The 26,132-nt window shown below is 35.1% G+C and carries 16 protein-coding genes and 1 tRNA gene; 6 read left to right on the forward strand and 11 right to left on the reverse strand.

The genetic code is table 11. The annotated features are described in order from the left end of the window. Positions 1-63 precede the first annotated feature (63 nt). The 8 genes from BLQ19_RS02480 to rseP form a co-directional block, all read right to left on the reverse strand. Entirely contained in the window at positions 64-1,443 is a 1,380-nt protein-coding gene (locus BLQ19_RS02480) for a glucoamylase family protein (protein WP_074537275.1), read from the reverse strand. A gap of 71 nt (positions 1,444-1,514) precedes the next feature. Further along, positions 1,515-3,299 (reverse strand): LamG-like jellyroll fold domain-containing protein, encoded by a 1,785-nt coding sequence (locus BLQ19_RS02485; RefSeq protein ID WP_074537276.1) that lies wholly within the window; start codon positions 3,297-3,299, stop codon positions 1,515-1,517. 11 nt (positions 3,300-3,310) lie between these two features. Beyond that, positions 3,311-4,858, reverse strand: a complete 1,548-nt coding sequence (locus tag BLQ19_RS02490) for a RagB/SusD family nutrient uptake outer membrane protein (RefSeq protein ID WP_074537277.1) — start codon at positions 4,856-4,858, stop codon at positions 3,311-3,313. 11 nt (positions 4,859-4,869) lie between these two features. Further along, the gene (locus BLQ19_RS02495; protein ID WP_074537278.1) at positions 4,870-7,917 is read right to left on the reverse strand and encodes a SusC/RagA family TonB-linked outer membrane protein; all 3,048 of its coding nucleotides are present in this window, start codon (positions 7,915-7,917) and stop codon (positions 4,870-4,872) included. A gap of 313 nt (positions 7,918-8,230) precedes the next feature. Next, entirely contained in the window at positions 8,231-10,984 is a 2,754-nt protein-coding gene (locus BLQ19_RS02500; RefSeq protein ID WP_074537279.1) for a helix-turn-helix and ligand-binding sensor domain-containing protein, read from the reverse strand. 142 nt (positions 10,985-11,126) lie between these two features. Next, the gene (locus tag BLQ19_RS02505) at positions 11,127-12,035 is read right to left on the reverse strand and encodes a sugar phosphate isomerase/epimerase family protein (RefSeq protein WP_074537280.1); all 909 of its coding nucleotides are present in this window, start codon (positions 12,033-12,035) and stop codon (positions 11,127-11,129) included. A gap of 267 nt (positions 12,036-12,302) precedes the next feature. Further along, a tRNA-Asn gene (locus BLQ19_RS02510) sits at positions 12,303-12,376 on the reverse strand. Positions 12,377-12,478: 102 nt separating this feature from the next. Continuing rightward, the gene (gene rseP, locus BLQ19_RS02515; protein WP_024482110.1) at positions 12,479-13,795 is read right to left on the reverse strand and encodes an RIP metalloprotease RseP; all 1,317 of its coding nucleotides are present in this window, start codon (positions 13,793-13,795) and stop codon (positions 12,479-12,481) included. 161 nt (positions 13,796-13,956) lie between these two features. Between rseP and BLQ19_RS02520 the strand changes: the two genes are divergently transcribed. The 5 genes from BLQ19_RS02520 to BLQ19_RS02540 all read left to right on the forward strand — a co-directional run bounded on the left by BLQ19_RS02520 (position 13,957) and on the right by BLQ19_RS02540 (position 21,861). Next, complete coding sequence (locus BLQ19_RS02520) at positions 13,957-14,646, forward strand: SCO family protein (protein ID WP_074537281.1); 690 nt, start codon at positions 13,957-13,959, stop codon at positions 14,644-14,646. A gap of 87 nt (positions 14,647-14,733) precedes the next feature. Continuing rightward, complete coding sequence (locus BLQ19_RS02525) at positions 14,734-14,979, forward strand: FeoA family protein (protein WP_024482112.1); 246 nt, start codon at positions 14,734-14,736, stop codon at positions 14,977-14,979. After that, positions 14,979-17,216 (forward strand): ferrous iron transport protein B, encoded by a 2,238-nt coding sequence (gene feoB, locus BLQ19_RS02530; protein ID WP_025616108.1) that lies wholly within the window; start codon positions 14,979-14,981, stop codon positions 17,214-17,216. The genes BLQ19_RS02525 and feoB overlap by 1 nt, the downstream gene beginning before the upstream one ends. 366 nt (positions 17,217-17,582) lie before the next feature. Further along, positions 17,583-19,118 (forward strand): carboxypeptidase-like regulatory domain-containing protein, encoded by a 1,536-nt coding sequence (locus tag BLQ19_RS02535; protein WP_074537282.1) that lies wholly within the window; start codon positions 17,583-17,585, stop codon positions 19,116-19,118. A gap of 91 nt (positions 19,119-19,209) precedes the next feature. Then, a complete protein-coding gene (locus BLQ19_RS02540; RefSeq protein WP_074537283.1) occupies positions 19,210-21,861 on the forward strand; it encodes a DUF5916 domain-containing protein in 2,652 nt (883 codons plus the stop codon). Positions 21,862-21,870: 9 nt separating this feature from the next. Here BLQ19_RS02540 and BLQ19_RS02545 read toward each other — a convergent pair whose 3' ends face one another. The 3 genes from BLQ19_RS02545 to BLQ19_RS02555 all read right to left on the reverse strand — a co-directional run bounded on the left by BLQ19_RS02545 (position 21,871) and on the right by BLQ19_RS02555 (position 23,678). Continuing rightward, the gene (locus BLQ19_RS02545; RefSeq protein WP_025616112.1) at positions 21,871-22,248 is read right to left on the reverse strand and encodes a DUF423 domain-containing protein; all 378 of its coding nucleotides are present in this window, start codon (positions 22,246-22,248) and stop codon (positions 21,871-21,873) included. 274 nt (positions 22,249-22,522) lie between these two features. Continuing rightward, positions 22,523-22,933 carry a DUF2141 domain-containing protein gene (locus BLQ19_RS02550; protein WP_025616113.1) on the reverse strand — a complete coding sequence of 137 codons (411 nt, stop codon included), beginning with the start codon at positions 22,931-22,933 and terminating at the stop codon, positions 22,523-22,525. A 91-nt stretch (positions 22,934-23,024) separates the two neighbouring features. Continuing rightward, entirely contained in the window at positions 23,025-23,678 is a 654-nt protein-coding gene (locus BLQ19_RS02555) for a metal-dependent transcriptional regulator (protein ID WP_025616114.1), read from the reverse strand. Positions 23,679-23,793: 115 nt separating this feature from the next. On the opposite strand from BLQ19_RS02555, the gene BLQ19_RS02560 reads away from it, so the two are divergent. Next, complete coding sequence (locus tag BLQ19_RS02560) at positions 23,794-26,067, forward strand: TonB-dependent receptor (protein ID WP_025616115.1); 2,274 nt, start codon at positions 23,794-23,796, stop codon at positions 26,065-26,067. The last annotated feature ends 65 nt before the right edge of the window (positions 26,068-26,132 follow it).

Raw genomic sequence — 26,132 nt, forward strand, 5'->3', positions numbered from 1 at the left:
GATGGAATAAAAGTCTTAGAAAAAAATAATAGTTAGCATTGGAGCACCTTATAAATTTAATACTTATTCTTTGGGCATTACATAAGTAAACTCCAACGCATTTAAGCCTCTATGTACATCTTGGTTTTTCATGAAATAATACCATAACATGCCACTTCTATAATTTTCTATCATCACTGGAATTGGTCCTTGGTCTATGGCTAGATATCTAGGTAAGCTCCAATTATCTGTTAAGCTATACGCATCATAAGGGCCATATTTACCTATAAGACTATCTTGTTCTGTGTATAAATATCTTAAGAATGCTAAACTCTCTTTTGGAGTATATGGCATAGAAGATAAGGCTGCTGTTGGCGAAATAACCCCTAAATCATTATCTGGTCGATGGCCCGCATAACCTTTCATAGAATAACTAGAGGTAAAGCCCCACGCTTTTTCACCGTAACCTTTAAATTTATTTGGGTTAGCAACAGCATGCTTATAATGAATCAAAGCATGGTTTTGATTCAGTTTCCAATAATTTCCATACTTATCTGATAATCCTTTTGGGTTAAGACCTAAATATGAATAGTGTGCCCAAAATAAAGGCCCTACTGGAGACTTGTCATGTTCATAATGATTTAATTCTGTTTCTAAACCATAATAGGTTGTATCCTTGGCTATATTCCCATTTAAAGCCCAACCTTGATCGTACACTTCTTTTTTGATAGGATGTGTGGGTGATGCTGCCCCTAAAATATACATGATTAAAGCTTCATTATACCCACCTACCGGAAAATTCATATCCCAACCATGGTTTGGAGACCAATGCCAGTACAATACATTTTCACCTTTAGTATACCAATCAAACTCTACTTCTTCCCAAAGTTTTTGAATACGTTCTCTAATGGCTAATTCCTTATCATTAGATGAATTAAAATATTCTTTAGCCGTCAGCAATCCCTGAATCAAGAAAGCCGTTTCTACCAAATCTCCTCCATCATCTTTATTACTAAAAGGCGCTGTTTTTCCTGAAGGTTGCAACCAATGAGGCCAAGCCCCATGAAAACGATCTGCTTTCTCTAAAAAGCTTAGCATTTTTTCATAACGCGCTATAGCTTGTTCTCTAGTTATAAAACCTCTTTCTACCCCCACAAGAATAGCCATTAAGCCAAAACCAGATCCTCCAATAGTAATAATATTTCTATCATGAGACGGATAAATACTATCTAAATGAATACGCTCTCTTGCCAAACCAGAGGTTGGTTCTGCGCCTTCCCAGAAATAGTCAAAAGTTTGTCGCTGTATTTTGTCTAGCAATTCATTATCAGAAATTACAACTTGTTCTTTTTCTGAAGTATTTATTTCTTTTTCATTTTTAGTCTTGCGGCCATTGCATCCCTCAACTACAGATACAATAGCCACTAACACTAAACTCACTATCAACTTTACTAAATTCTTCATATGTACTATCAACGTATATTATTATCGCTTTAACAAAAGCGTTCTAAACTTACTTTTATAGGGTACTTATTTTAATTCGCATTCATCACTGCGGTTACCTGTTCTGGCGTCAAGGCTTTATCAAAAAATCGTAATTCATCCATATAGCTTAGATCTGCACCATGACCCCACTCTGTAAATCTTGGTGCACCAGAACCTATGGATACCAAATCACAATTTGCCCAACTAATTCCTGTTTCTGCGTTAGCAACGGCTACACCGTTAATATATACCACGGTGGTCGTCTCGGAGATTGTAAATGCTAAATGCACCCATTCACCCGCCGCTGGATCAATATCTGCTGCTGTACCTCCGTCTGCCCATTCCTCTCCATCACCATTTCCAACATTAAGTTTAATACGTTGTAGGCCGTCTGCATTCTCCCTTAACAATCTAAACCCGCTTGTACGCAAGTTTTGAATCTCTGGAAAACCGGCATTTTCTGTATCCGGAGGTCCTACGGTTAGAATACCTGCTCTATCTAAAGTATCATTTACTTTATACCACATTGCGGCACTAAATTCTGAAGTAGTAAGCCCTGTTGTTGGCACTGTCAAATACGAATCTGTTGCTCCCGCATAGGCGTTGTCACCAACTTTAGCCTCGCCTGCAAAACCTGCGTTACCAACTATTGTAGCTTCATTAGTACTAAATAAATCTATATGATCACCATCAAATGGCATGTAAAACATTTCCCCATCAAAAGTACCGGTGTATGTATCTGGACTTATACCAGAATCATCTTGAATAATAGTTTCAATTTCTGCTTGAGAAAGCGATTTATTAAAGATCCTAAGTTCATCCATAAAACCTAAATCTGATTTATGATCCCAACCACTAAAATTAGGAGCTCCAGACATAATAGATAGCACATCTACATCGGTCCAATCTATACCGTTGAAAGGTACTTGCTGCACCAATTGCCCATCAATATAAGCACTAGCCTCGGTGCCTGACACGGTAAATGCCATGTTCACCCATTTACCAGCAGAAGGATCTACGTCTGCTGCCGCACCACCATCTACCCACGTATTATCTGCTCCTGATCCTGCATTTAATTTAAATCGCTGTAGACCATCAGCATTCTCTCTGAAAAAACGATATCCTGAAGTTAATACGTTTCCTCCTGAAGCATCTAATGGCGGACTCATAACCAACAAACCTGCTCTATCTGGAACAGCATTTAATTTTGTCCAAAAGACAGCACTAAATTCTTGTGCTTTTAAATCCTCTGCTGGAAAAGTCAAATATGAATCTGTTGCTCCTGCATAGGCACTGGTTCCATTTAACGCATCGTCAGTGAAACTCGGTGTACCTACTATTGTTGCTTTTTGAAAGCTAATTAGATCTACATAATCCCCATCAAAAGGCATATAGAATACCTCTCCGTCATACTTTTTAACGTAAGCAGGTACTTTTTCGAAGCTCACAGAACTTGTCGCATTTTTTCCTTCTATATCTGTAGCAGAAATTGTCAATACGTGAGTCCCATCTTCTAATCCACTATACACCAAATTATCAATTAAAACCCGACGATAATCTTTAAAAGAAGTAAACGTACCCACTACTACATCGTCTAAAAGAACCGTAATATCTTTTACCTCAATATCATCTGTAACTTCAAAATCTATTGTAATATCTGCCAACGTTGCTAATACGTTAACTTCAATACCCTCTTTTGGGTAATTTATTTTTATAGCTGGAGCTGTAGCATCTACTCCGGGATCTACTTGCGTTATTCCGTCTATACCCTGATCACAAGAATAGATAAAAAGTACTGCAACCAAAGCCAATAGACTGTATCTTAATTTTTTCATGGTTTTTGTTTTTAGTTGGATATGTTACCTAGTATTGGAAATTCATCGATCTGATTTTGATGGTATGTGACAAATGCCTTATCTGGTGTAAAAGTTCTTCCTTCATAACTCAATTCATCATTTCTACCTAACCTTACCATGTCAAAAAATCGCTTTCCCCATTCCATAGCCAATTCTGCATACTTTTCATCTACAATTTGATCAAGAGTAACACCAGACAATGGAGGCATACTAGCACGAGCACGTACTAAATTAAACGCTTCATCTGCAGAAATTGAAGTTTGATTTGCTCCCTGCGTTATAGCTTCAGCATACATTAGTAGTGTTTCTGCATAGCGATAAACGATATAGTTTTTATTACTACCGTACTCAACACGACCAGGAATTAATTGATTTGTTGGCAAGTAGTGTTTTCCACTCGCAAAAATAGCTCTCGCATTATCTGTCAAATTATCACCATCTCTTGTAGTAGATGAAACAAATGAAGGTAATGTAGCTTCTGTATAGGTAGATGTAGAAATAATACTATCAATTCCTTTTTGAGTAAACAAAACTGTGGTTTCTAAACGGTTTGTTTCTCCTCTGTCTAACATAAATTTTACATATTTCATACTAGGTTCAAAAAAGCCCCATCCAGCACTCGCACCAGCTACGCTAGGTGTCCAACCGTTTGGACCATAAGGAGCATACAAATGACCTACTCTTTCGCCAGTACCGCTATTGAAATCTGAATATTGAAATTCATATAAGGTTTCATTACTTAATTTTCCAGGGGTTTTAAACAGCTCATAATAGTCATCCATAAGATTAAACTTTCCTGAACTTATAATTTCACCTGTAGCCTCTGCTACTACTTGATAATTCTTCAATTCTTGATTTGCCAATGCTTTGATTTGTAATGCTGTATATTTAGTTACACCACCTGGCAAATCTGTTCTTTCATTAGGTCTAAGGTTTAATAAGAACGGAATAGCCTCATCCATCTGATCCGATAAATGTTGCATCACTTCGTCTTTAGAAGGTACAGACGTGACATCTGCAAAATCATTTAAATTAGAAGACTCTGGAATAAAAACAGATCCGTATACTTGCGATAATTGAAAAAGTAAAATGGCACGCAAAACTTTGGCTTCAGCAATATACTGGTTCGCCAAATCTACCCCATCTTCATCTGCAAATTCTTGATATCTTGCTATTTGCTCCATCCCTGTATGTGCTGCAATGATATCACCATAGTAGGTTTCCCATAAAGTCCTAGAACCAAAGAATGAATTGTCATAAGAGTAACGATCCTGGTTTTTTAGGCCTTGTTGATCTCCGGCAGCATTTACATCATCACCTCTTGTAGAAACTACTAGCGGTTGTTCCCAACCTCTGTCTCCAACGGATTGATAAACTCCAATAAGGGAAAATATCATATCGTCCGTTTTAGAAAAATCTGTTCCACCAGCAAAATTATTATTAAGTTGTGGTTGATCTAATTCATCTGAACAACTTGAAATCACCATAGCTAATAGGGCAAAAAGTCCAAGTATTTTGTTTGTTTTTATATGCATCATAGCTGATTTTTTTAAATTTTAATATTAACTCCTAATGTATATACTCCAGGAATAGGATAGGTTTGGGCATCTACACCGTTTGACACCTCTGGGGTAAAGCCATTATATTTAAAGAATGTCAATGGCCTTTCTGCTGTCATGTAAAACCTAATATTAGGATTAAATTTTCCTTTTAAACTTGGCAATGTGTAACCTACAGTTATATTCTGTAATCGAATAAAATCTCCGTCTTCAACAAAAAAGCTATTCAGAAACTGATTGCTCCATGGATTACGTATACCTCTTGCAGATGGATAGCTATTGGTAGTACCCTCACCATGCCACCTATTTATTGCAAAATCGCTATCAATATTAGCATCCGGCGTTTGACGTATTGCAAATCGTTTTGAGTTAGCAATAACATTACCCCCCTGACCAATAACATTTAATGAAAAGTCCCAAGCTTTATAGTTTAGACCTAGATTGAAACCAAAATTATAGGTTGGTAAATAAGAACCAAGATCTACTCTATCTTGTGCATCTATCACCATATCACCATTATGATCAACAAATTTGAAATCTCCTGGTTGTATGTAATCAGGAATACCAGAACTTGCAATTGCCGCTTGTGCCGCAGGATCTGCCGCTATTTCTTCAGCTGTTTGATAAACCCCTGCAACATCTAATCCAAAAAATGAGTTTATAGCTCCTCCAACAACAGAACGTTGTTCGATATCACCACCAGAAGTTAAATTCTCCTGCCCTGCTAAATCTAAAATTTCATTATTTAAGGTTGAAAAATTACCTCCAATAGAATAACTAAAATCATCTGAAACTTGCTTACTCCAATTTACGGCCACCTCTATACCTGAGTTTTTAATAACTCCAACATTCTGCCTAGTTTCTCCAGGTACTAAAAGTCTTGATACCGGAATAATAGCATCTCTAGTTTCTCTTGTAAAATAATCTGTTTCAATTGATAAATTATTATCAAATAACCTTGCCGTTAAACCCACGTTTGTTTCTGCAGTAACCTCCCACTTTAAGGCTTCAAAATCACTACTAGTAACTAAACCAGGATACCTCGTGTCTCCAAAAACACCATTTACCTCTGTAGATGTTATACCACCTGTACTAGCGTTTACATTAGCATTTCCTAATTCACCCCAGCTAGCTCTTAATTTTAAGAAATCAAAAACACCGTTAGATTTCATAAAAGACTCTTCTGAGATTACCCAACCTGCACCTATAGTTGGAAAGTAACCCCATTTCTCTTGATACTTGCTCGTACCATCTGCACGAAAAGTACCATACAAAAGGTATTTATTATCAAAATTATACGCTACACGGCTAAAATAAGAGAAGAAGTATTGACTTACTCCATCGTCACCAACACCATCCAAATCAATACTCTTCGCTAAATCTAAATAATATGATTCATCACCAATTCCTGTACCATTCGGAAAATTTAATCCTTTCACTTCTAATTGCTCAAAAGATCTATTTCTGAAAGAAGTACCTGCTAATACCGTCAAATTATGCTTTCCAAAATCATCATTATAGGTCAATGTATTATCCCATGTTTGTTCAGAAAAAGTTTCATTTTTCTTCACTAACTCTGCATTCTCCCTAAAAGCATCTCCAATACCATAAAAATATGGAAGCCTAACCTCTCTAATTTCTTTAGCCTCAAAATTGTGAGAATAGGCTGTTCTTAAGTTCAGCTTATCTGGAATTAATTGATATTCTAAATTAAAATTTACTAAGTTGTTTCTAATTTTATCTCTGTATTCTGAATTTTCTAGTAAAGGAAAAGGATTCTGTGGTTGTCTATATCCTAAATCCTGAGCATTTGCATATGGTCTTGGATACGCCTCTGTTTTTGATTCATCTAAAACTGGCATTATTGGCACAGCAAAATATGCCGAACTAAATGCTGCATTTTCAGGACGATACGTTGTAGAATTGCTGAAAATAGTAGAAACACCAGCCTTCAATCGATCACTTATATCTACACCAACCTTCGCGCGAATATTAAAACGTTCATAATCGTTTTTCATTTTTAATATGCCCTCTTGCTCAAACTGGCTAATTCCTAAAGAATATGTAACACTTTCAGTACCCCCAGTAACTCCTAGACTGTGATTTTGTATCAATGCATGTCTCAATATTAAATCATACCAATCTGTATTGACATCTGGTACATTAGGATTTATTCTGCTACGGCCATAACGTTGCATTGCATTGTCTATATAGCTAGCTTCTGCAGCAGAACCAGATTCTCTAGCCAGTGTAGAAAACTGCTCAGCATTTGAAAGTTTGACCAAATTTTGCGCTATTTGAACTCCTTGGTAACCACTATAGGTGATTTGTGCTTTCTGATTTACTTTACCTGATTTTGTTTCGATTAGAACTACCCCATTAGCAGCCCTTACTCCGTATATTGCCGAAGCTGATGCATCTTTAAGAACCGAAATTGTTTCAATGTCCTCGTTATTTAAAAAACCAATATCATCATAAAAAGTACCATCTACAACATATAAAGGATTAGAAGCCCCATCACCAGTGTAGGAACCTAGACCACGGACTCTAATTGTTGGTGCACTTCCAGGCGCACCGTTACTTACTACTTGTAAACCCGCAACTTTACCTTGCAACGATTGCATTGGAGCTCCAGATGGTGTCCTAGCAATATCTTCAGAGCTTACCGTAGTGATAGATCCTGTTAAATCTGATTTTTTTTGAGTTCCATACCCGACCACAACAATTTCATCTAATGCTTGCGCATCTTCTTGCAATGAAATAGTCAGCGTAGTCTGGTTGTTTACAGCAACCTCTTTCGACGTATACCCGATAAAGCTAATGACCAAAACACCATCAGCAGAAACATTATCTAAAGTAAAATTACCATCAAAATCTGTTTGAGTTCCGGTAGCGGTACCTTTTAATACTACCGATGCTCCTGGCAAGGGTATATTATCACTATCTGTTACTGTTCCTGATACAGCAGAAGCCTGACTGTATAAGAGCGATTGAAACAGCAAAAACGAAATCGTCAATATTACATTGCTTATTTTCATAGTTCTATATTAAATTGAGTTAGAATGATGCTAAAGTATAAAACAAGCCTTGTTGTAGTGTTTGTTTCTAGATACATAATAACTACATCAAACTAATTTACAGCGTTAGATGCAGTGTTTACTAGGTAGTTGCTGTATCGTGATGCACTGTTGAAGTTAAAATTTTAACACAGTGATGTAGTAATGATGTAACTTTAAAAATGCAAATAAGCCATATTTAAAGCTTAAATATGCTATTTATAAATTATTACACCATAATAATTGAGGTATTGCTAATATAAAGCTCCTATATTTCGTATTTGGCTCCCAATCTTTAAAAAGTGATTAAAAAACTAGAAAGGTATTCTGATGTATCTATTTGTAGTTTTTTTCGCAATCGATACCTATGAATTTCTACTCCACGGAGTGATATTCCCATCAAAGGCGCAATCTCCTTAGATGACAAGTTCATTTTAAGATACGCACAAAGTTTTAGATCTTTAGGTGTTAGCTTGGGGAACTCTTTAAGTAACCGCTCAAAGAAATCTTCATGTAGTTCTTTAAAGTTGACTTCAAAGCGTTTCCAATCCTCAGAATCGTTCACCGATTTGTCTAACTTTTTTATAAATGCTCCGTAACGTGATGAACTTGGAAATTTATCCTTATTCATGACTACCATATTTTTTAACTCTAAAATGACTTCATTCTTTTTAGCAATATTTAACGTAGTACTTGTTAACTCTTGCTGCTTTAGTTTTATTTCTTTGGCCAGTTTTTCTTTTTCTATAGTAGCTAAATGCTCCTCTTGCTTGCGGTCCATTTTTTCTTCAAAGTTCTTCTGTTTACGTTCTAATTTCTTTCTATTGTAGCGTCTAACTAGAAAAATTATCATCAGAAAAATGAATACATACACCACTTTACTCACTACCGATAAATACCATGGAGGAGCTATCGTAAAAGAAATAACCCTTGGTTCTGAAATTTTACCATCAATACTCACCGTAGAAATCTTAACCATATAAGCTCCGTTTGGTAAATTTTCAAATTGAAGCGTACCAGTATCCACATAATTAATTTGCTCCTTAGCCCCTGATAATTCATAAAAATATCTAGGCTTTGTTAAGTTAGGAGAAGCTACTTGAAAGCTTATATGCTGAGAATTCTTGTAATCAATCTCAAAATTTTCTTGCGTTAGCGCAAAACGATGCTTTTGGTCTTTAAAATAACTAAGTTGCGGTTTAGGAACATCAAGATTTTTAAGGTAACTGTTTAATTTGGTCAAGTTTATTTTAGCAAATCCATCACTAAGGGTAAGCATAAAAATAGAGTCGTTTAATCTCACCACATTCTCTGCATCAGGTACCAAACGTTTTTTTAATGCATTCTCCGCAATAGAAAGATTATCCTCTCTTAAGTTTGTATAAAAAATTTCTTTACTATTCTCATTATCTATAAACCAAAAGTAATCGCCATCATTATACATAAGTTCATTGCCCTTATACTTTGTGAAGTCTTCAAATACTTCAATTTTATTTAGAATAGCATTATAGGTATACCAGATGCCATCTGCATATAACACAATCTGATTTTTCACATTGTATACCTTAACATTATAATTATTTGGGATGGCATCATGAGAAAACTCTTGAACTTCCTCTACGCTATCTAAGGCATCATTGAGCCGCAGCCTAAAAAAACCTTTATAAGGGTGCGCTGCCCAAACAACATTTTTAGACTCAAAACACAATTGTTTTACCGGAAATTGTACGCCATTAATAGGCTGAACCTCCCAAGTACCTTCCGTATTTTTGGAGAATTTAGAAATCCCTATATATGTACCTTGTAGATAACTGTTCTCTTCTTCAGGAACTTTTACAATTTGATACCCTCCGGAAACCGAAGAAACCAATTCTAGCGTATTTTTAGACACCTTAAAGGTTCCGGTATTATGCCCTGCAAATAATTCGCTATCAATTACCTTTAAATCCCATACATGACCTTGAGAATTTTCTACGAATTGCAGCACATCGTCTTTAAAAAAATAAATTCCAGTATTGCTCCCTAGGTACAAAACATCATCTACGTAAGCAATATCATAGGTAGTACCTACAGCACCCGAAAAATCTGTATAATAGGTAATTGGCGCATTTGTTCTTATCCGATCTATACCATTATCCAAGCCCAACCATAATTGGTTATCAAAATGAAAAATAGACAATACCGTATTGTTTTGCAATCCCGTTTCTCTATCTAAATTGATGTATGAGTCTTGTATTTTATCATAAAGAAACACTCCTTTCTTTATGGTTCCAAAAGCTATCTTGTTTTCTGGGTAAGGTACAATATCATTAAGTTGGTGCTTTTTTAACTCTCTATTTATAGGATGATCCCATTCTTGTAGAATCCCATTTTCAAATACAAAGCATCCATTAAGTTTTGTACCGATAAAAAGCTTATGGTCAATACTCGCCACGGCTATAATGGTCTTACCCAAAAGTGCTTCTAGATTTGGGATAGAAATAAACTTATTTTCATGAAATTTATAAATACCTGTTCCTCCGCCCGCAATATAGAGTTGGTTATTATATGCGGCCATATCTGTAACAACTCCATCCACATCAATCACCTCGATCTTATCATCTTTATACTTATAAACAGTAGAAAAAGATCTAAAAAAGATGGCATCATCAAATGAAATTATTTGCCAAAATTCCTCATTGGTGAAGGTGTAATTTTTAATTAAGTGGGTTAATGAAGTATAATCTAAAAGTCCAAATTCATTCTTCTGCCAATACCCAAATTCCTCATAAGAACCCGTGAAAATTTTATCATCCAAAACACTAACAGACCTAATAATGGTATTATTGGGTAATTTATTAAGTATCCATTCTTCACCATTGTAATAAAGCAAGCCTTTATTATTTGCGGCATAAAGAGCACCAGAATCATCTACTGCTACATCCCAATTCTGACTAGCCGCTTGATAGTCAAATATTTTATAATTGTAAATTGGAGGCAATACTTTTTGTCCAAAAAGTGCATTGGAAAATGATAAAAAGAATAAAATAATGCCGTAATAACCCTTCATTTTGCAATTAAATTATTTAATGGTAGCTCTAAAAATGGAAATAGGTATTGATAACACCTTAGATTGCAAAAATACTAAATCTATAAACGAAAAAAGACGCTTAAGTTAATTAGCGCCTTTACATCTGAATACTTCTTATTCGTTAGTTAAATCCGAAGTTCTTGATGCCCTCATGACTAGTTTTAATAACTTCTAATGGCTTCATTCCGTCATATGTCATATCTTGCTCTACCATATAATATTCCATCCCCGAAAGGTCTTTCTTTGCTAATATTTTAGCAAAATCTATTGTCCCTGTGCCGACAGGTGCAAACCTGCCTTGCTCATCCATATCTTTTACATGCCAGATTTTGAATCGTCCTGGATATTTTTCAAAATAAGCTAATGGATCTGCTCCTGCCTTTGTCACCCAAAAAAGGTCCATTTGAAAATTTACAAATTTAGAATCTGTATGTTCCAACATATATTCAATAGGCACAATCCCGGCCGCATCTTTCTTAAATTCAAAATCGTGATTATGGTATAACAGCTTAAGACCCGCTGCATGGGCCTTTTCGCCCAAGGTATTTATAATTTTTGTTAAACTTTCTGCTCCACCCGTCATACTCATAGTACTTGTGGCATCATCATAATGAAATAATCCCATTGGAGGAATTGGCACCACAAAATATTCAAAACCTGCGGCTTTTACATCAGCCATCATAGCATCAGCATTTTCTAATGTTACATCGCTATGGTGCGTACTTATAGGAACAAGTTCTAAGCTATCTAATAATGCTTTAAAATCTATTGGAGACATGTTGTAAAATTTACCTTGGCTATATCCGGCTGCCTCAATATTTTTATACCCTGCATCTGAAACTGCTTTCAAGGTAGCTTTGGCATCTACTCCCATATCATCTCTAACCGTATAAAGTGCTAGGCCGCCAAAATTACTTTCGACTACAACTTCCGGAGTACTTTCTGGAGTTTCTACTTTTTTTTCTTCCTTACAAGAAGTGAAAAATACGGTCAACGATACTAAAACCGTATAGATTGCTACTTTTTTCATGATTTAAATTTTGAGTTTATTTTTTAGTGTATAAACTAAGATAATTTATTATCAAGAGAACATGACGGTATTCTAAGAATAATACCAGAATAAATCTACTATAACGATTGATTAAGGGTATAGCTACTTTTGATAAGAATGGTGCTTATTTAAGCAATGAAAACGTTTTACTCCCTAGATAAGAAGGGCCAGAAATGAGACTAAAAAGGATCAATATCTAAAACCAAAAAAGCCTCTACATTTCTGTAAAGGCTTTCTGTCGCTCTGCTCCCCCTCTTGGGCTCGAACCAAGGACCCTCTGATTAACAGTCAGATGCTCTAACCAGCTGAGCTAAGGAGGAGTGTACTCTATCGCGTTAGCGGCTGCAAATATAATTGTTTTTTCAAACTAGCCAAACAAAAAAAATAGAAATTTTAATTTTTTTTTTAATTGCTCTAAAACATTAGAAAAAACGCTTGATAATATTCCAAATATCGTTTCCAAAAATAACTGCCATTAAGCCCATAATAATCACAAAACCAATTATTTGCCCACGCTCTAATGTTTTTTCACTCGGAGCTCGTCCAGAAATCATCTCATAAAGTAAAAACATTACGTGTCCGCCATCTAAAGCAGGAATCGGTAATAAATTTACGAATGCCAACCAAACAGAGAACATAGCCATAAAATTCCAGAAGAACATCCAGTTCCATTGTGGAGGCATCATTTCTACGATTCCAATAGGCCCTTTAACAGATTTATACGCTTCAGTTTTAGGTTTGAATATAATTTTAAATTGTTTGATCTGCTTTGTAAGCACGTTTATAGTTTCATTAAACCCTGCTGGTATTGCTGCAAGAAAACTATACTCATCTGTCACTATTAAATCATCTGCATTTAAATACACACCAATTATACCTTCTTCTGGCACTACTAAGTTTAAGTTCTCTATACGATCATCTCTATTAACTGCTAAAGCAATAGATTTTCCTTTTGAACTTCTAATTGCTGTTGTAAAATCGTTCCAATATTCACTAGGGGTATTATTGATAGATATAATTTGGTCTCCTGAAACAATACCTGCTTTAGCAGCTATGGAATTAGGCACTACACTATCTATAAGTGATTTTTGTCTGTACCTTAAAAAGTTTTTTCCTTGTGTAGATAATACTTGCTTAATTCCTTCATCAGGAACCGGAAAGGTAACTTTTTGCCCATCTCTCTCTACGGTAATCTCATCTCCTAATAAGATATCTAAAGTAGCATCTGTGAACTTCTTAGATTTTACACCATCAATAGATAAGATTTTATCTCCCGTTTTTAATCCAATACCTTCTCCTATAGAATCTACTAAAATTCCGTATTTTAAATTATCTGCAGGAATGTAACTATCTCCATTGGTCACTATAAGCATGGTATAAATAATCCAAGCTAGAAAAAAGTTAACGGTTACCCCGCCCAACATTATGATTAAACGTTGCCAAGCTGGTTTAGAACGAAATTCCCATGGTTGCGGTTCTTTCTCCATTTGTTCCGTGTCCATGCTTTCATCGATCATGCCCGCCATTTTTACGTAACCTCCTAATGGCAACCATCCAATACCATATTCCGTATCTCCTATTTTCTTTTTAAATAAAGAGAACTTGACATCAAAGAATAAGTAGAATTTTTCAACTTTAACTTTAAAATATTTTGCGGGAAGAAAATGCCCCAACTCGTGTAAAATAACCAGTATTGATATTATTAATATAAAGGTAAGTATCTGTGTAACTACGCCCATTTAGTGCTAATTTTAACTTTTTTGTGCGCCAAAAGTAAGCTTTTAGAAGGTCTAAAAAAAGTAAAGTATATTCCGCTCAAATGTTTTAAGAAATATTTAGCAGCAAAACTAAGGAATGTCTTGAATGGTTAAGACCACGTTAGTATCTTTGCATAAAAAATATGCGTTCTTTTTTTGCAAAATATAAGTTATTCGGAATCGTTTTTCTCTGCTTGTCTGCCGTAATCATGTATTTGTTTTATAACGCCCTGCAACCAAAAAAAATACTTCCCATTTACCAACCTGCAGATTTTAATCCAGAATTGGTAGACACGTCATTACTCCACGTAAAAAAATACCACACTATAGCCGATTTTTCTCTGACCAATCAAAACGGAGCATTGATCACTAATGACGCCTACAAAGACAAAATTTATATAGCCGATTTCTTTTTTACCACCTGCCCTACTATTTGTCCAATTATGACAGACAATATGGGGACGATACAACAAGAAATTTTAGACGACGACGAGGTGATGTTGCTTTCTCATTCCGTAACTCCAGAAATTGATTCTGTTGCACAACTAAAAGCTTACGCTATTAAAAAAGGTGTTGTCGATAGAAAATGGAACTTAGTTACTGGCGATAAAAAACAAATTTACGACCTAGCCAGAAAATCGTATATGGCCGTCAAGACTGATGGTGATGGGGGGCCTTTTGACATGATTCATACAGAAAACTTCATGTTGATTGATAAAGAACGCAGAATAAGAGGCACTTATGACGGTACCAATCCTGAGGAAATAAAGAAACTTCTGAAAGATTTAAAGGTTTTAAAAGATTCGTATAGAGACAAAGAAGCTTCTAAATGAAATTAATACTCTTTTATGACTACAAAGGTCTCTATTTTATTGATTTTCCCTATTTTTGTTCTTAATTAAAATCAATCTAAATAAACATTGATCAAAACGGTAGCACAATTAAAGCGCGGAGAACGAGGCATCATCAAAGAATTTGCAGATGACATCTTGCCTATCAAGTTACTTGAACTTGGCTGCCTGCCAGGCAATGAAGTTGAACTATTGCAAGTTGCCCCTCTAAAAGATCCTATCTACATCAATGTAAACGGATCGCACATAGCCATACGCAGAGCAATGGCAGAACTCATCGATTTAGAAATCATAGATAATACTACCTTTTTATAATGAGTAAGCAAATTAAGGTAGCATTAATTGGAAACCCGAATACAGGAAAAACCTCTGTTTTTAATCAATTAACAGGCTTAAACCAAAAAGTAGGGAATTACCCAGGAATTACAGTAGAAAAAAAAGAAGGGGTTTGTAAGTTACCTCGTGGTGTTAAAGCACACATTATAGATTTACCCGGAACGTACAGCCTTAATACAACATCATTAGATGAGAGTGTTGCCGTAGAACTTCTTTTAAACAAGAACGACAAAGACTTTCCTGATGTTGCTGTGGTAGTAGCCGACGTTGAAAACTTAAAAAGAAACCTTCTTCTTTTCACACAAATAAAAGATTTAAAAATTCCGACCATATTAGTAATTAATATGGCTGATAGAATGTCTAGGAAAGGAATTACAATAGATATTCCCTTATTAGAAGAAAAATTAAACACCAAAATAGCTTTAGTAAGTACCCGAAAGAAAATTGGAATTGAGAAACTTCGCGAACTTATAACCGATTACAAATCGCTATCTATAGAACCAAATATAGATGCTACAGTTATTTCTCCAGAATATTTTGATCGCTTACGCAGTGCGTTTCCTAAAGAAGACATTTATAAGTTATGGCTTGTAATTACGCAAGACGTTAACTTTATGCCTATTGAAAAGACACTTTATCAAAACGCAGCTTCTTTCGCCACAAAATCTAAACCTGAGCTAAAACGCTTACAACAAAAAGAGACTATTTTAAGATATCAATTTATAAATGGTATTCTTAAACAAGCGCATAAAGTAGACTTAAATGCTGCAAAAGGCCTTAGAGCTAGCCTAGATAAGTTACTTACTCATAAAGTTTTTGGGTATCTTATTTTCTTCTTAATCTTACTTACCATTTTCCAAGCCATATACGTTTGGAGTGCGTACCCGATGGAATTTATAGAAAATTCTTTTGCAAGTGCTACAGAATGGGTAGAAAACTCACTACCACCGGGCGTATTTACAGATTTACTTGCCGAGGGAATTTTAGCCGGCATTGGTGGTATTGTAATATTCATACCACAAATTGCATTTCTGTTTTTATTTATATCATTGTTAGAAGAAACTGGCTACATGAGTAGAGTTGTATTTCTAATGGATAGGCTGATGCGCCCATTTGGATTAAGCGGCAAGAGTATTGTACCTCTTATCTCTGGAACGGCATGTGCCATACCTGCAATTATGGCAACTAGAACCATTGAGAACTGGAAAGAGCGCCTGATAACCATATTAGTAACTCCCTTTACCACCTGTTCTGCCAGACTACCTGTTTACCTTATTATAATTACCCTCGTAATTCCTGATGGCAGATTTTTTGGACTCAGTTATCAAGCATTAACCCTAATGCTACTTTACCTATTAGGTTTTTTTACTGCCATTATTTCTGCCATGATCTTGAATAAAATATTGAAGATTAAAAGCAAATCGTTTTTTGTTATTGAAATGCCTAACTACAAGCTACCGCTTCTAAAAAATGTAGCTTATACGGTTTTGGAAAAGACAAAAAGTTTTGTATTTGGTGCCGGTAAAATTATACTAGCGATATCTATTATCCTATGGTTTTTAGGATCAAACGGTATCTCTAATGAATTTAAGAATGCAGAAGAGATTGTTACAAACAAAATAAACATTTCTGGGTTATCTGACTTTAACCAACATGCTATTGCCTCAGAATTAGCTAGCTACGAAAGAGCTTTAAATGATAGCATCATTGAAAAAGTATACACCATTGACCAACTTGCCATAGCAGATTCTATTACTGCCAAGTCTGCAAATTTATTTGAGCACGCTAAGAGGCAAGAAATATCTAGCTTTAAATTAGAAAACTCCTATATGGGGTATATGGGTAAGGCCATTACACCTATTGTAGAACCTCTAGGTTATGATTGGAAGATTGGTATTGCCATATTAACTTCATTTGCTGCACGTGAGGTATTTGTAGGAACATTAGCAACTATTTACAGCGTTGGTAGTGATGAAGAAGAAACTATTACAAACCGTATGGCTGCAGAGATAAATCCTGCAACACAAATGCCCTTGTTTAACCTAGCCTCTGGGATTTCATTATTGTTATTCTACGCCTTTGCTATGCAGTGCGCAAGTACTTTAGCAGTAGTAAAAAAAGAAACAAATACTTGGAAATGGCCAATGGCACAATTAATTTTCATGAGTGTGTTTGCCTATATAGTTTCCTTAATCGCTTATCAAATATTAAAGTAGTATGAACCTATTACAAAACATATTAATGTATGCAACCTTACTTATCGCAGTAGGGTATATTGTGAAAAAATATTTCTTACCTAAAAGATTATTTTCCTCTAAAAAACAAGCTACAAAAAGCTGCGGATCAAGCGACTGTGGTTGCCACTAACATCCTAATTAAAAAATAAATAGTCTTTTAGGCAACTATTTTAAACGTAGTTGCGTCTATTGTTTTAGAGAAGGTGATCTCATAAATACGAGGATCATTTCATTAGCCTATAAAACAGTTAAATAAGTATTAAATAGCTCACAAGAAAATCAAAAAGTTGCTTCTTTAATGCTTTTCTATTCCTTGTTTTGTTTTGGCTCACTTAAAACAACACTATGATCAAAACTACTACACTTAGATTATTTTTTATTTTATTACTTTCCGTAAACTACAACTTTGCGCAAACTATTAGCGCTAAAGTTATAGATTCTGTTACCCAAGAACCAATACCATTTGCAACTATACAATTTGCTGATGATATGGGCGTAATCACCAATGGGGAAGGCACTTTTACTATTCTTCTAAATACTAAAAATAAGGTAACAGATTCTTTATTTGTTTCTAGTATGGGCTACAAAACCTACAAAACTACCTTAGGAGAATTTAAAGATTCTATACTAACACTAAGTCCTCAGAATATTGAATTAAAGAACGTGGTGGTCTCTAATAAGAACTATTCTGCAGACGAGATTGTTGATTTTATAAAAGATAACGTAGATAAAAACTACACAAAATCATTTAGCAAAAAAAGACTCTTTTTTAGAGAGCACTACCACCAATATTTGAACAGAACTAATTATTCAAATTTTGAATCTACCATTGATGCTTTCAATAAGAATTTTGTTGATGAAATCATAAGCTCTATACCCCGTAGTGATGATTATTATGTAGAAGTACTTTGCGATCTATATGGCAATTATAACAGTGAAAAACAGAAGATTGATGTTATTAAGGCATCTAAAATGTATGATAAAAACAGCGAGATAAACCTTGATCAGCTAGAAGAGCGCATGGAGAAAATTCTAAAAGAGAATGTAAAGCCAGACTCCTATTTGAAAATTAAATCAGGCATATTCGGAACAAAAATTGACAATGAAGAACTTTTTAGAACACAAGTAGACTCTTCTGACATAGCCGCATTAAATAAAAAATTAGAGGAAGAAAAAAAACGTAAAGAAGAACAGAAGTTACATTTTGCGGCAGGTAGAGCGAATAAAATATCGACCCTTTATGAAGATCTGTTTTTTATGGATGATTCTAAGCTTAATTTTTTGTCAAAATCTCGCAAGTATGATTTCTCCATTCGTGAACTCACATATCTAGGTCAAGATATTGTCTATATTTTAGATTTTGTTCCTAGCGGAAATGCAGATTATAAAGGAACACTCTACGTAAATGCCGATGATTTTGCTATAGTACGAGTGGATTATGAAAACGTAAAATCTTTAAAATCATTTAAACTACTAGGGGTATTTATGAATGACTATCTAGATAAAGGCAAAATGATTTTTTATAAAGGGCCAAACGATAAATATAACTTAAGATACATTGAAAAAGAACACGGCGGAATGGGCGGTGCAAAAAGACCTCTAAAAATAATTGAATTCAACAAAGTAGTTAAAGGAAAGAATAGACAAAACGAACTATCCCTAGATTTTGATTTTGCCGCTACGAATATAAATAGCTATGAAATTGTAATTTACGACACTGAAGAAATTAGCAGTAGCACCTTTGAAAATAAAAATTTTGACAATAAGATTACGCCTACATATTTAACACGTTATGACCCTGAGTTTTGGAAAGGCTACAACATTATAGAACCCAACCAAGCCATAAAGACGTATACGGCAAAAGAAGAATCTTCAAAATAAGTAACAATCTAAATGTTAAAGATGTCTTAAAATAAATACATTGCTGTAACGATTAAAAATACGATAAGTCTTTCATACATAATCATCAATCATGAAAGCCACCATCACCAGTATTTTTCTAATCGTTAGCGCTCAACTGTTTGTGCATGCGCAAGATTCTACCACGGTAATCCCTAAACGGATATATACCACAAAAGCCTTAACCTCTGAAAACGGTCTATATATAGATGGCATTATTGATGAGGAAGCATGGAATACCGTGGACTGGGATAGTGACTTTATTGAACAGCAGCCCAATGAAAATACGGCACCAGATCATCAGACTAAATTTAAAATTGTCTATGACAAAAATTACATATATGTAGCTATCCGATGTATAGATGCTACTCCTGAAAAAATTGTTAAGAGACTTTCCCGTAGAGATGGCTTTGAAGGAGACTGGGTAGGTATATTCTTTGATAGTTATAGTGATAAACGAACATCATTTAATTTCATAGTCACAGCCGCGGGAGTAAAAGGAGACGAGTTTTCTACAAATAATGGAAATGATTCTGATGAAAGCTGGAATCCTATTTGGTATACAAAAACCAGTATTGATACTGAAGGCTGGTCTGCTGAAATGAAAATCCCGCTGAGCCAATTAAAATTTGGCAAATCTCGAGAACAAGAGTGGGGGTTACAATTAATGCGAAAATTATTTAGAGAAGAAGAACGCTCTATATGGCAAAGAGTACCACAAGACACCCCTGGTTGGACAAGTGAATTTGGTGTTTTAAAAGGATTAATAAATATCGAACCACAAAAACAGTTAGAAATACAGCCGTATACAATTGCCAAATTTGAGACCTATGAGGCGGAACCTGGAAACCCGTTTAAAAAAGGAAATGACACCAAATTTACAGGAGGTGTAGATGCAAAAATTGGAATCACAAATGATCTTACCTTAGACCTCACTATTAATCCCGATTTTGGGCAAGTAGAGGCAGATCCTTCGGCTATTGCTTTAGATGGTTTTCAAATTTTCTTTGAAGAACAACGGCCCTTCTTTGTAGAAAACAAGAATATTTTTGACTATCGAGTGTCGCGTTCAGAAGCAGGAAATACGTTTGGCTCTGATAATGTTTTTTACTCAAGACGAATAGGAAGAAGTCCACAAGGCTACCCCAATACAACCGATGGAGAATTTGTAAATCATCCTGAAAATACCGAAATTATTGGTGCCGCTAAGTTCAGCGGAAAAACTAAAAATGGATGGTCTATTGGTGTTCTGGAGAGTGTTACTGCCAAAAAATATGCGGTTATTGATAACAACGGAGCTCAGAGAAAAGAACTTGTAGAACCACTGACTAATTATTTTATAGGGCGGTTACAGAAAGATTTTAATAACCGAAATACTTTTGTTGGCGGTATGTTTACTGCAACAAATAGAAACAACCTACCCGATAATTTAAATTTCTTACACGAAGCAGCGTATACCGGTGGTTTTGATTTTAAACACCAATGGAATGATAGAGATTGGTACCTAGGAGGCAATTTACTTTTTAGCCACGTCTCGGGTAGTACAGAAGCCATAACAAGAACCCAGCAATCTATTACCCACTTGTTTCAAAGAGCATCTACCAGCTATTTAAATGTAGATAAAAACGCAACGTCTCTAACCGGAACGGGCGGTAATATGCAATTAGGAAAAGTTGGTAATGGTCATTGGAAATTTGAGACTGGCGCTACCTGGCGTTCTCCAGAATTGGAACTTAATGATGTGGGGTTTCAAAGGCAAGCAGATGATTTAAGACATTATACTTGGGTAGGATACCAAACACTAAAACCAGACAACACTTTTAGAAGAGTAGGTATAAACTATAACCATTGGAGTGTTTGGGATTTTGGCGGCAACCACAACAACTTGCGCTTTAATACCAATAGCTGGCAAAATTGGAAAAACAATTGGTTCTCAAACGTAAGCTTCAATTATGCTCCTACGCAATATGATAATTTTGCTTTAAGAGGCGGACCAAGGTTACGAAAGTCCTCTGAAATCAGCTATGCCAATGGGATAGAATCTGATGGCAGAAAAAAATTACAATTAAGCATTTTTCAATCAGGTACAAAAGGCGTAGACAACTCGTATAAAAATTATGAGATTGAATTTGGCGTTCGGTACCAACCCATAAATGCTTTGAGTATCTCTGCTTACCCTAGTTACGGCACCAATAAAGACCAATTGCAATTTGTAGATAATATAGCGTACAACGGCGGAACAAAATATATAAACGGCACCGTAGATCAAGAAACTATAAGCATGTCTTTACGTATAAACTATACGATAAATCCTAATTTATCTATACAGTATTGGGGCCAGCCTTTTGTCTCAAATGGTGTGTATTCTAATTTTAAAGAAATCGCAAATCCATTAGCCAAAAATTTTGAAGATAGAATAACATCGTACACTCCAAATCAAGTTTCATTTAGCGATAGTCGCTATAGTATTGATGAAGATATAGATGGCTCATCGGATTACAGCTTTGATAATCCAGACTTTTCTTTTACCCAATTTAGATCCAACCTCGTGGTACGTTGGGAGTATAAGCCTGGCTCAGAAATATTTTTAGTATGGTCACAAGACTTATCTAGTGGCGGAAACCCTAATGATGGCTTATTTGCAACTTTAGATAAAAATCTTTTCGGAGACTTACAGCCTAAGAATATTTTTCTATTAAAAGCAACCTACCGTTTTGTTTTTTAAACGCAAGGTTTAATCAAGGTATGAAAAAAGAAGCAATCCCCAGCCTATTACCAAAAATAAACCCCCAAGAGGTGTAATAGGCCCCAGTATTTTTATCTTTTTATTCTTCGAAGCACTTAGGCAGAGGCCATATATACTGAAAGAAAATAGCAAAGTTCCAATACTAAAGCAGTAGACAATATAAGGTTCTAAACTACTAGAAAAATCAAAATTATACCCAATTACAAGTAAAACAATGGCGTGATACATTTGATATTTAACGCCAGTTTCAAAACTCTTCAATTGCTCTTCTGTAAATATTTTTTTAAGGGCATGCGCACCAAAGGCACCAAATACTACTGCAAGCATTCCATAGAGCGCACCTATCACTTGTGTAAAAACAATCATCGTGTCAATTTTTCAACGAAGATAGCAAATACGGTAGAATCCGAATCCCTACCAACCATGTACTCTTTAAAAAAATAAATAGCGTTTAATATGAATTAACTAGCTAGCAGAATAAGTCGTTAAAATCATCTTAGAAAACAATAAGCCAATCTATGATGTAGATTATGTTTATGAAGATATTTATTACAGTAAAGGTAAAGAAGTAAGAATTTTCAAAGGGAAGTAATTCCTTTAAATTCATATTAAAAAAGGGATGCTAATAAGCATCCCTTTTTTATTTAATAGTTACCTTTATTTCTTTATCTTCTTGTAATACAAAGGAACAATCCTCAAAGCTAGGCGGACCGAAGGTTTTCATTTTAGAATTTGAAAAACCAACATGTTCTTTAGGAATTCCTAAAAAATTAGTGTCTAATTTCTCATTAGAATTCTCATCATGAAAAACGGCCAAAGCATAAGTACCTTCTAAAATTCCACCTATAACAATAGTAGTTTTCCCCTTTACAGCAGCTCCTGTTTTAGATGCATATACTTTATCAAAAGCCAGAAAACCATCAGATGAATTATACATAGCTATTCTAATATGTCCGTTAGAATTTGTTACATTTTCAACATGTACCTTTAAAGTATGTTGTGACCACATCGCCATAGGTAAAAAGAAAAGTGCAAATAAGATTTTTTTCATAGGGTTGATTTCTTATACTATATACTTCTGATAAACAATAGCCTTGCCAAATTTGAGAATATCTAAATAATTATGGCATACGTATGTACCTCTAATCGCATTTTACATATAAATTAGAAGCAATGAGGTGCGAGATCAAAATAGACCTATCATTGATATTGATTTGTAATGAGCCATCAAAATCTTCTTTATCAAGCACCGTAATTTTATCGCCCAAGGCAATACCATGTTTGTCTAAGAATTTTAAAAATGGAGCCGAAGAATCTTTAACACCCACACAAATGCCTGTTTGTTTTAATTCCACTTCATTAAGCAATCGCTTAGTGGTTTTCATTAATTCCCCGTTTTTTGAAGGAATAGGATCTCCGTGCGGATCAAACTTGGGGTAATTTAGATGTTTATCTAAACTGTCTATTAATTTTTCGCTTTTAATATGCTCTAATTGTTCTGCGATTTCATGTACCTCATCCCAAGAAAAATCTAACTTATCGACTAAAAAAACCTCCCACAAGCGATGCTTCCTAACGATAGACAAAGCTTTTTCCTTCCCATCATCGGTTAAACTCACCCCTTGATATTTCTTATAAGAAACATATTCTTTTTCTGAAAGCTTACGAATCATATCTGTTACAGAAGAAGGTTTTGTATCCATCTGTTCCGCTATGGCATTTGTAGATACTGTTTCGTTCTCCGTACCTCCCAAATGATAAATCGCTTTTAAATAATCTTCTTCAGAATGTGTCATCAACAAAATTTACCCAAAAGTACATTTTTATTTCACACATCATAATAATTTTTGTTATTATAAATATATTTTTAGCTTTGTCTAAAAATTAAATTAGCCTTAAATAAATTTATACATGAAAACCCTAATAAAGCTACTATTTACGCTCTGTTTAATTCTACCATATGCTGCCATAGGGCAAACTACTCAAATATCTGGGATAATTCTAGATCAAAAAACACCAGTGCCATTTGCTACTATTTTAATTGCAGGCACTACCCTGGGAACATCCTCTGATGCGGACGGAAAGTTTTCCTTTGATCTTATTCCAGGATCATACGCCTTTAAAGTTTCTGCCATAGGCTATACCTCAGCGATACAAAATGTTACACTAACAGAAAACAGTACTATAGTCATAAATCTAATAAGCCACTCTGAGCAATTAGAAGAAATGGTAGTTACAGGAACTTTAAAAGCTGTCAGCAGGTCAGACAGCCCAGTACCCGTAGAAGTATACAGTCCCACTTTTCTAAAACAAAACCCTACAGCCAGTATTTTTGAAGCATTACAAAATGTAAACGGAGTACGACCACAAATAAATTGTAATGTATGCAACACGGGCGACATACATATTAATGGTCTTGAAGGGCCCTATACTCTGGTTCTAATAGACGGAATGCCCATTGTTAGTGGTCTAAGTACGGTTTATGGTTTATCTGGGATTCCTAACTCCTTAATAGAACAGATTGAAATTATAAAAGGTCCTGCCTCCAGTTTATACGGGAGTGAAGCCGTTGGAGGTCTTATAAACATCATTACAAAAAACACACGACAAGCACCAAAATTTTCTATGGATGGTTTTGCAACTAGTTGGGGTGAATATAATTTAGACGCTGGCGGTAACATTAACATCGGTAAAAAAACAAACGTTTTACTTGGCATCAACTACTTTAATTTTAATTCCAAGATCGATAATAATGGGGATAATTTTACAGATCTAACGTTACAAGATCGAATTTCCGTATTCCAAAAGTGGAATTTTCAACGAGATGAAAATCGGGTTTTATCACTTGCCGGACGATTTTTCTACGAAGACAGATGGGGAGGAGAGTTACAATGGACTCCAGAATATCGTGGTGGAAATGAAATATATGGGGAAAGCATCTACACGCGAAGATTTGAAGTATTAGGAAAATATGAGCTTCCCATAAAAGAAAAAATGATGTTTTCTTTTTCCTATACAGATCATGATCAAAATTCTGTCTATGGAGATGTTGCTTATTTAGCGAAACAGCGTATTGGTTTTTCTCAATTAACTTGGGATCTAAGTAAAAACAAGCATGATGTTTTAATAGGAACGTCTTTACGGTATAACTATTATGATGACAATACTACTGCTACCGCAGAGTTAGATAAAAACAAGCCAGATGAAGTTGTAATCCCTAGTGTATTTGCTCAAGATGAGATAGCTTTTACAAAGCAACAATCCCTACTCTTAGGGCTTCGCTATGACTATGATATACGCCATGGTGCAATTTTTACCCCAAGAGTGGCATACCGCTGGAAAATGACCGACAATAATATCTTACGTTTAAACGCCGGAACAGGGTTCCGTGTGGTTAATATATTCACAGAAGAACATGCCGCACTTACAGGATCTAGAGATGTTATTATAGCAGAAGCTCTTAAACCAGAGCAATCTTTTAATATCAACCTTAATTACCTAAAAAAAATATATAGTACCAGCGGGTTATTTCTCGGCTTAGATTTATCTGTATTTTATACCAACTTTAGCAATGCCATACTACCTGATTATGATACCAACCCCAATCAAATTATCTATGATAATTTAGAAGGCAAATCTATTGCACAAGGTATAAGCGGAAATATTGATATAGCCTTCCCAAATGGAATTAAAGTACTATTAGGAGCTACAATTCAAGAGGTAACTACTACAGAAAAAGGCATTAAGACACCACAAATTCTTACGGAGAAATATTCTGGTACCTGGAATATATCATACACTATACCTAAAAGTAAATTAAGCATTGATTATACAGGAACTATTTATGGTCCCATGCGCTTACCGCTTTTAGGTAATTTAGATCCGCGAAATGAATATTCTCCAACATGGAGTATACAAAATGTACAACTCACCTATAAAGGAATAGATAAATTTGAAATCTATGGCGGATTGAAAAATTTATTGAATTGGACACCCAACAAAGGAAATCCTTTTATTATAGCTCGAGCAGAAGATCCTTTTGATAAAAATGTAACTTTTGATCCTAACGGAAATGCCATGGCAACACCTGATAATCCATACGCATTAACTTTTGATCCCACCTATGTTTATGGACCCAATCAAGGTATCAGAGGATTTCTTGGCCTACGCTATAGAATAGATTAATAAAAGCTAGGGTATTGTTACTTTATTACGGATAGTTTAAATTGGTATCTTTGAAAAAAATAGCT

This window comes from Cellulophaga baltica, assembly GCF_900102165.1.
In the GTDB taxonomy this organism is placed as follows: Bacteria; Bacteroidota; Bacteroidia; order Flavobacteriales; family Flavobacteriaceae; genus Cellulophaga; species Cellulophaga baltica.

Coding starts and splice junctions, on each gene's coding strand:
- BLQ19_RS02505 (WP_074537280.1), bottom strand. CDS start 12,035: ATGAAAAAAGTAGCAATCTATACGGTTTTAGTATCGTTGACCGTATTT.
- BLQ19_RS02495 (WP_074537278.1), bottom strand. CDS start 7,917: ATGAAAATAAGCAATGTAATATTGACGATTTCGTTTTTGCTGTTTCAA.
- BLQ19_RS02500 (WP_074537279.1), bottom strand. CDS start 10,984: ATGAAGGGTTATTACGGCATTATTTTATTCTTTTTATCATTTTCCAAT.
- BLQ19_RS02550 (WP_025616113.1), bottom strand. CDS start 22,933: ATGAAAAAAATCTTATTTGCACTTTTCTTTTTACCTATGGCGATGTGG.
- BLQ19_RS02560 (WP_025616115.1), top strand. CDS start 23,794: ATGAAAACCCTAATAAAGCTACTATTTACGCTCTGTTTAATTCTACCA.
- BLQ19_RS02480 (WP_074537275.1), bottom strand. CDS start 1,443: ATGAAGAATTTAGTAAAGTTGATAGTGAGTTTAGTGTTAGTGGCTATT.
- BLQ19_RS02555 (WP_025616114.1), bottom strand. CDS start 23,678: ATGACACATTCTGAAGAAGATTATTTAAAAGCGATTTATCATTTGGGA.
- rseP (WP_024482110.1), bottom strand. CDS start 13,795: ATGGGCGTAGTTACACAGATACTTACCTTTATATTAATAATATCAATA.
- feoB (WP_025616108.1), top strand. CDS start 14,979: ATGAGTAAGCAAATTAAGGTAGCATTAATTGGAAACCCGAATACAGGA.
- BLQ19_RS02520 (WP_074537281.1), top strand. CDS start 13,957: ATGCGTTCTTTTTTTGCAAAATATAAGTTATTCGGAATCGTTTTTCTC.
- BLQ19_RS02535 (WP_074537282.1), top strand. CDS start 17,583: ATGATCAAAACTACTACACTTAGATTATTTTTTATTTTATTACTTTCC.
- BLQ19_RS02540 (WP_074537283.1), top strand. CDS start 19,210: ATGAAAGCCACCATCACCAGTATTTTTCTAATCGTTAGCGCTCAACTG.
- BLQ19_RS02545 (WP_025616112.1), bottom strand. CDS start 22,248: ATGATTGTTTTTACACAAGTGATAGGTGCGCTCTATGGAATGCTTGCA.
- BLQ19_RS02490 (WP_074537277.1), bottom strand. CDS start 4,858: ATGATGCATATAAAAACAAACAAAATACTTGGACTTTTTGCCCTATTA.
- BLQ19_RS02485 (WP_074537276.1), bottom strand. CDS start 3,299: ATGAAAAAATTAAGATACAGTCTATTGGCTTTGGTTGCAGTACTTTTT.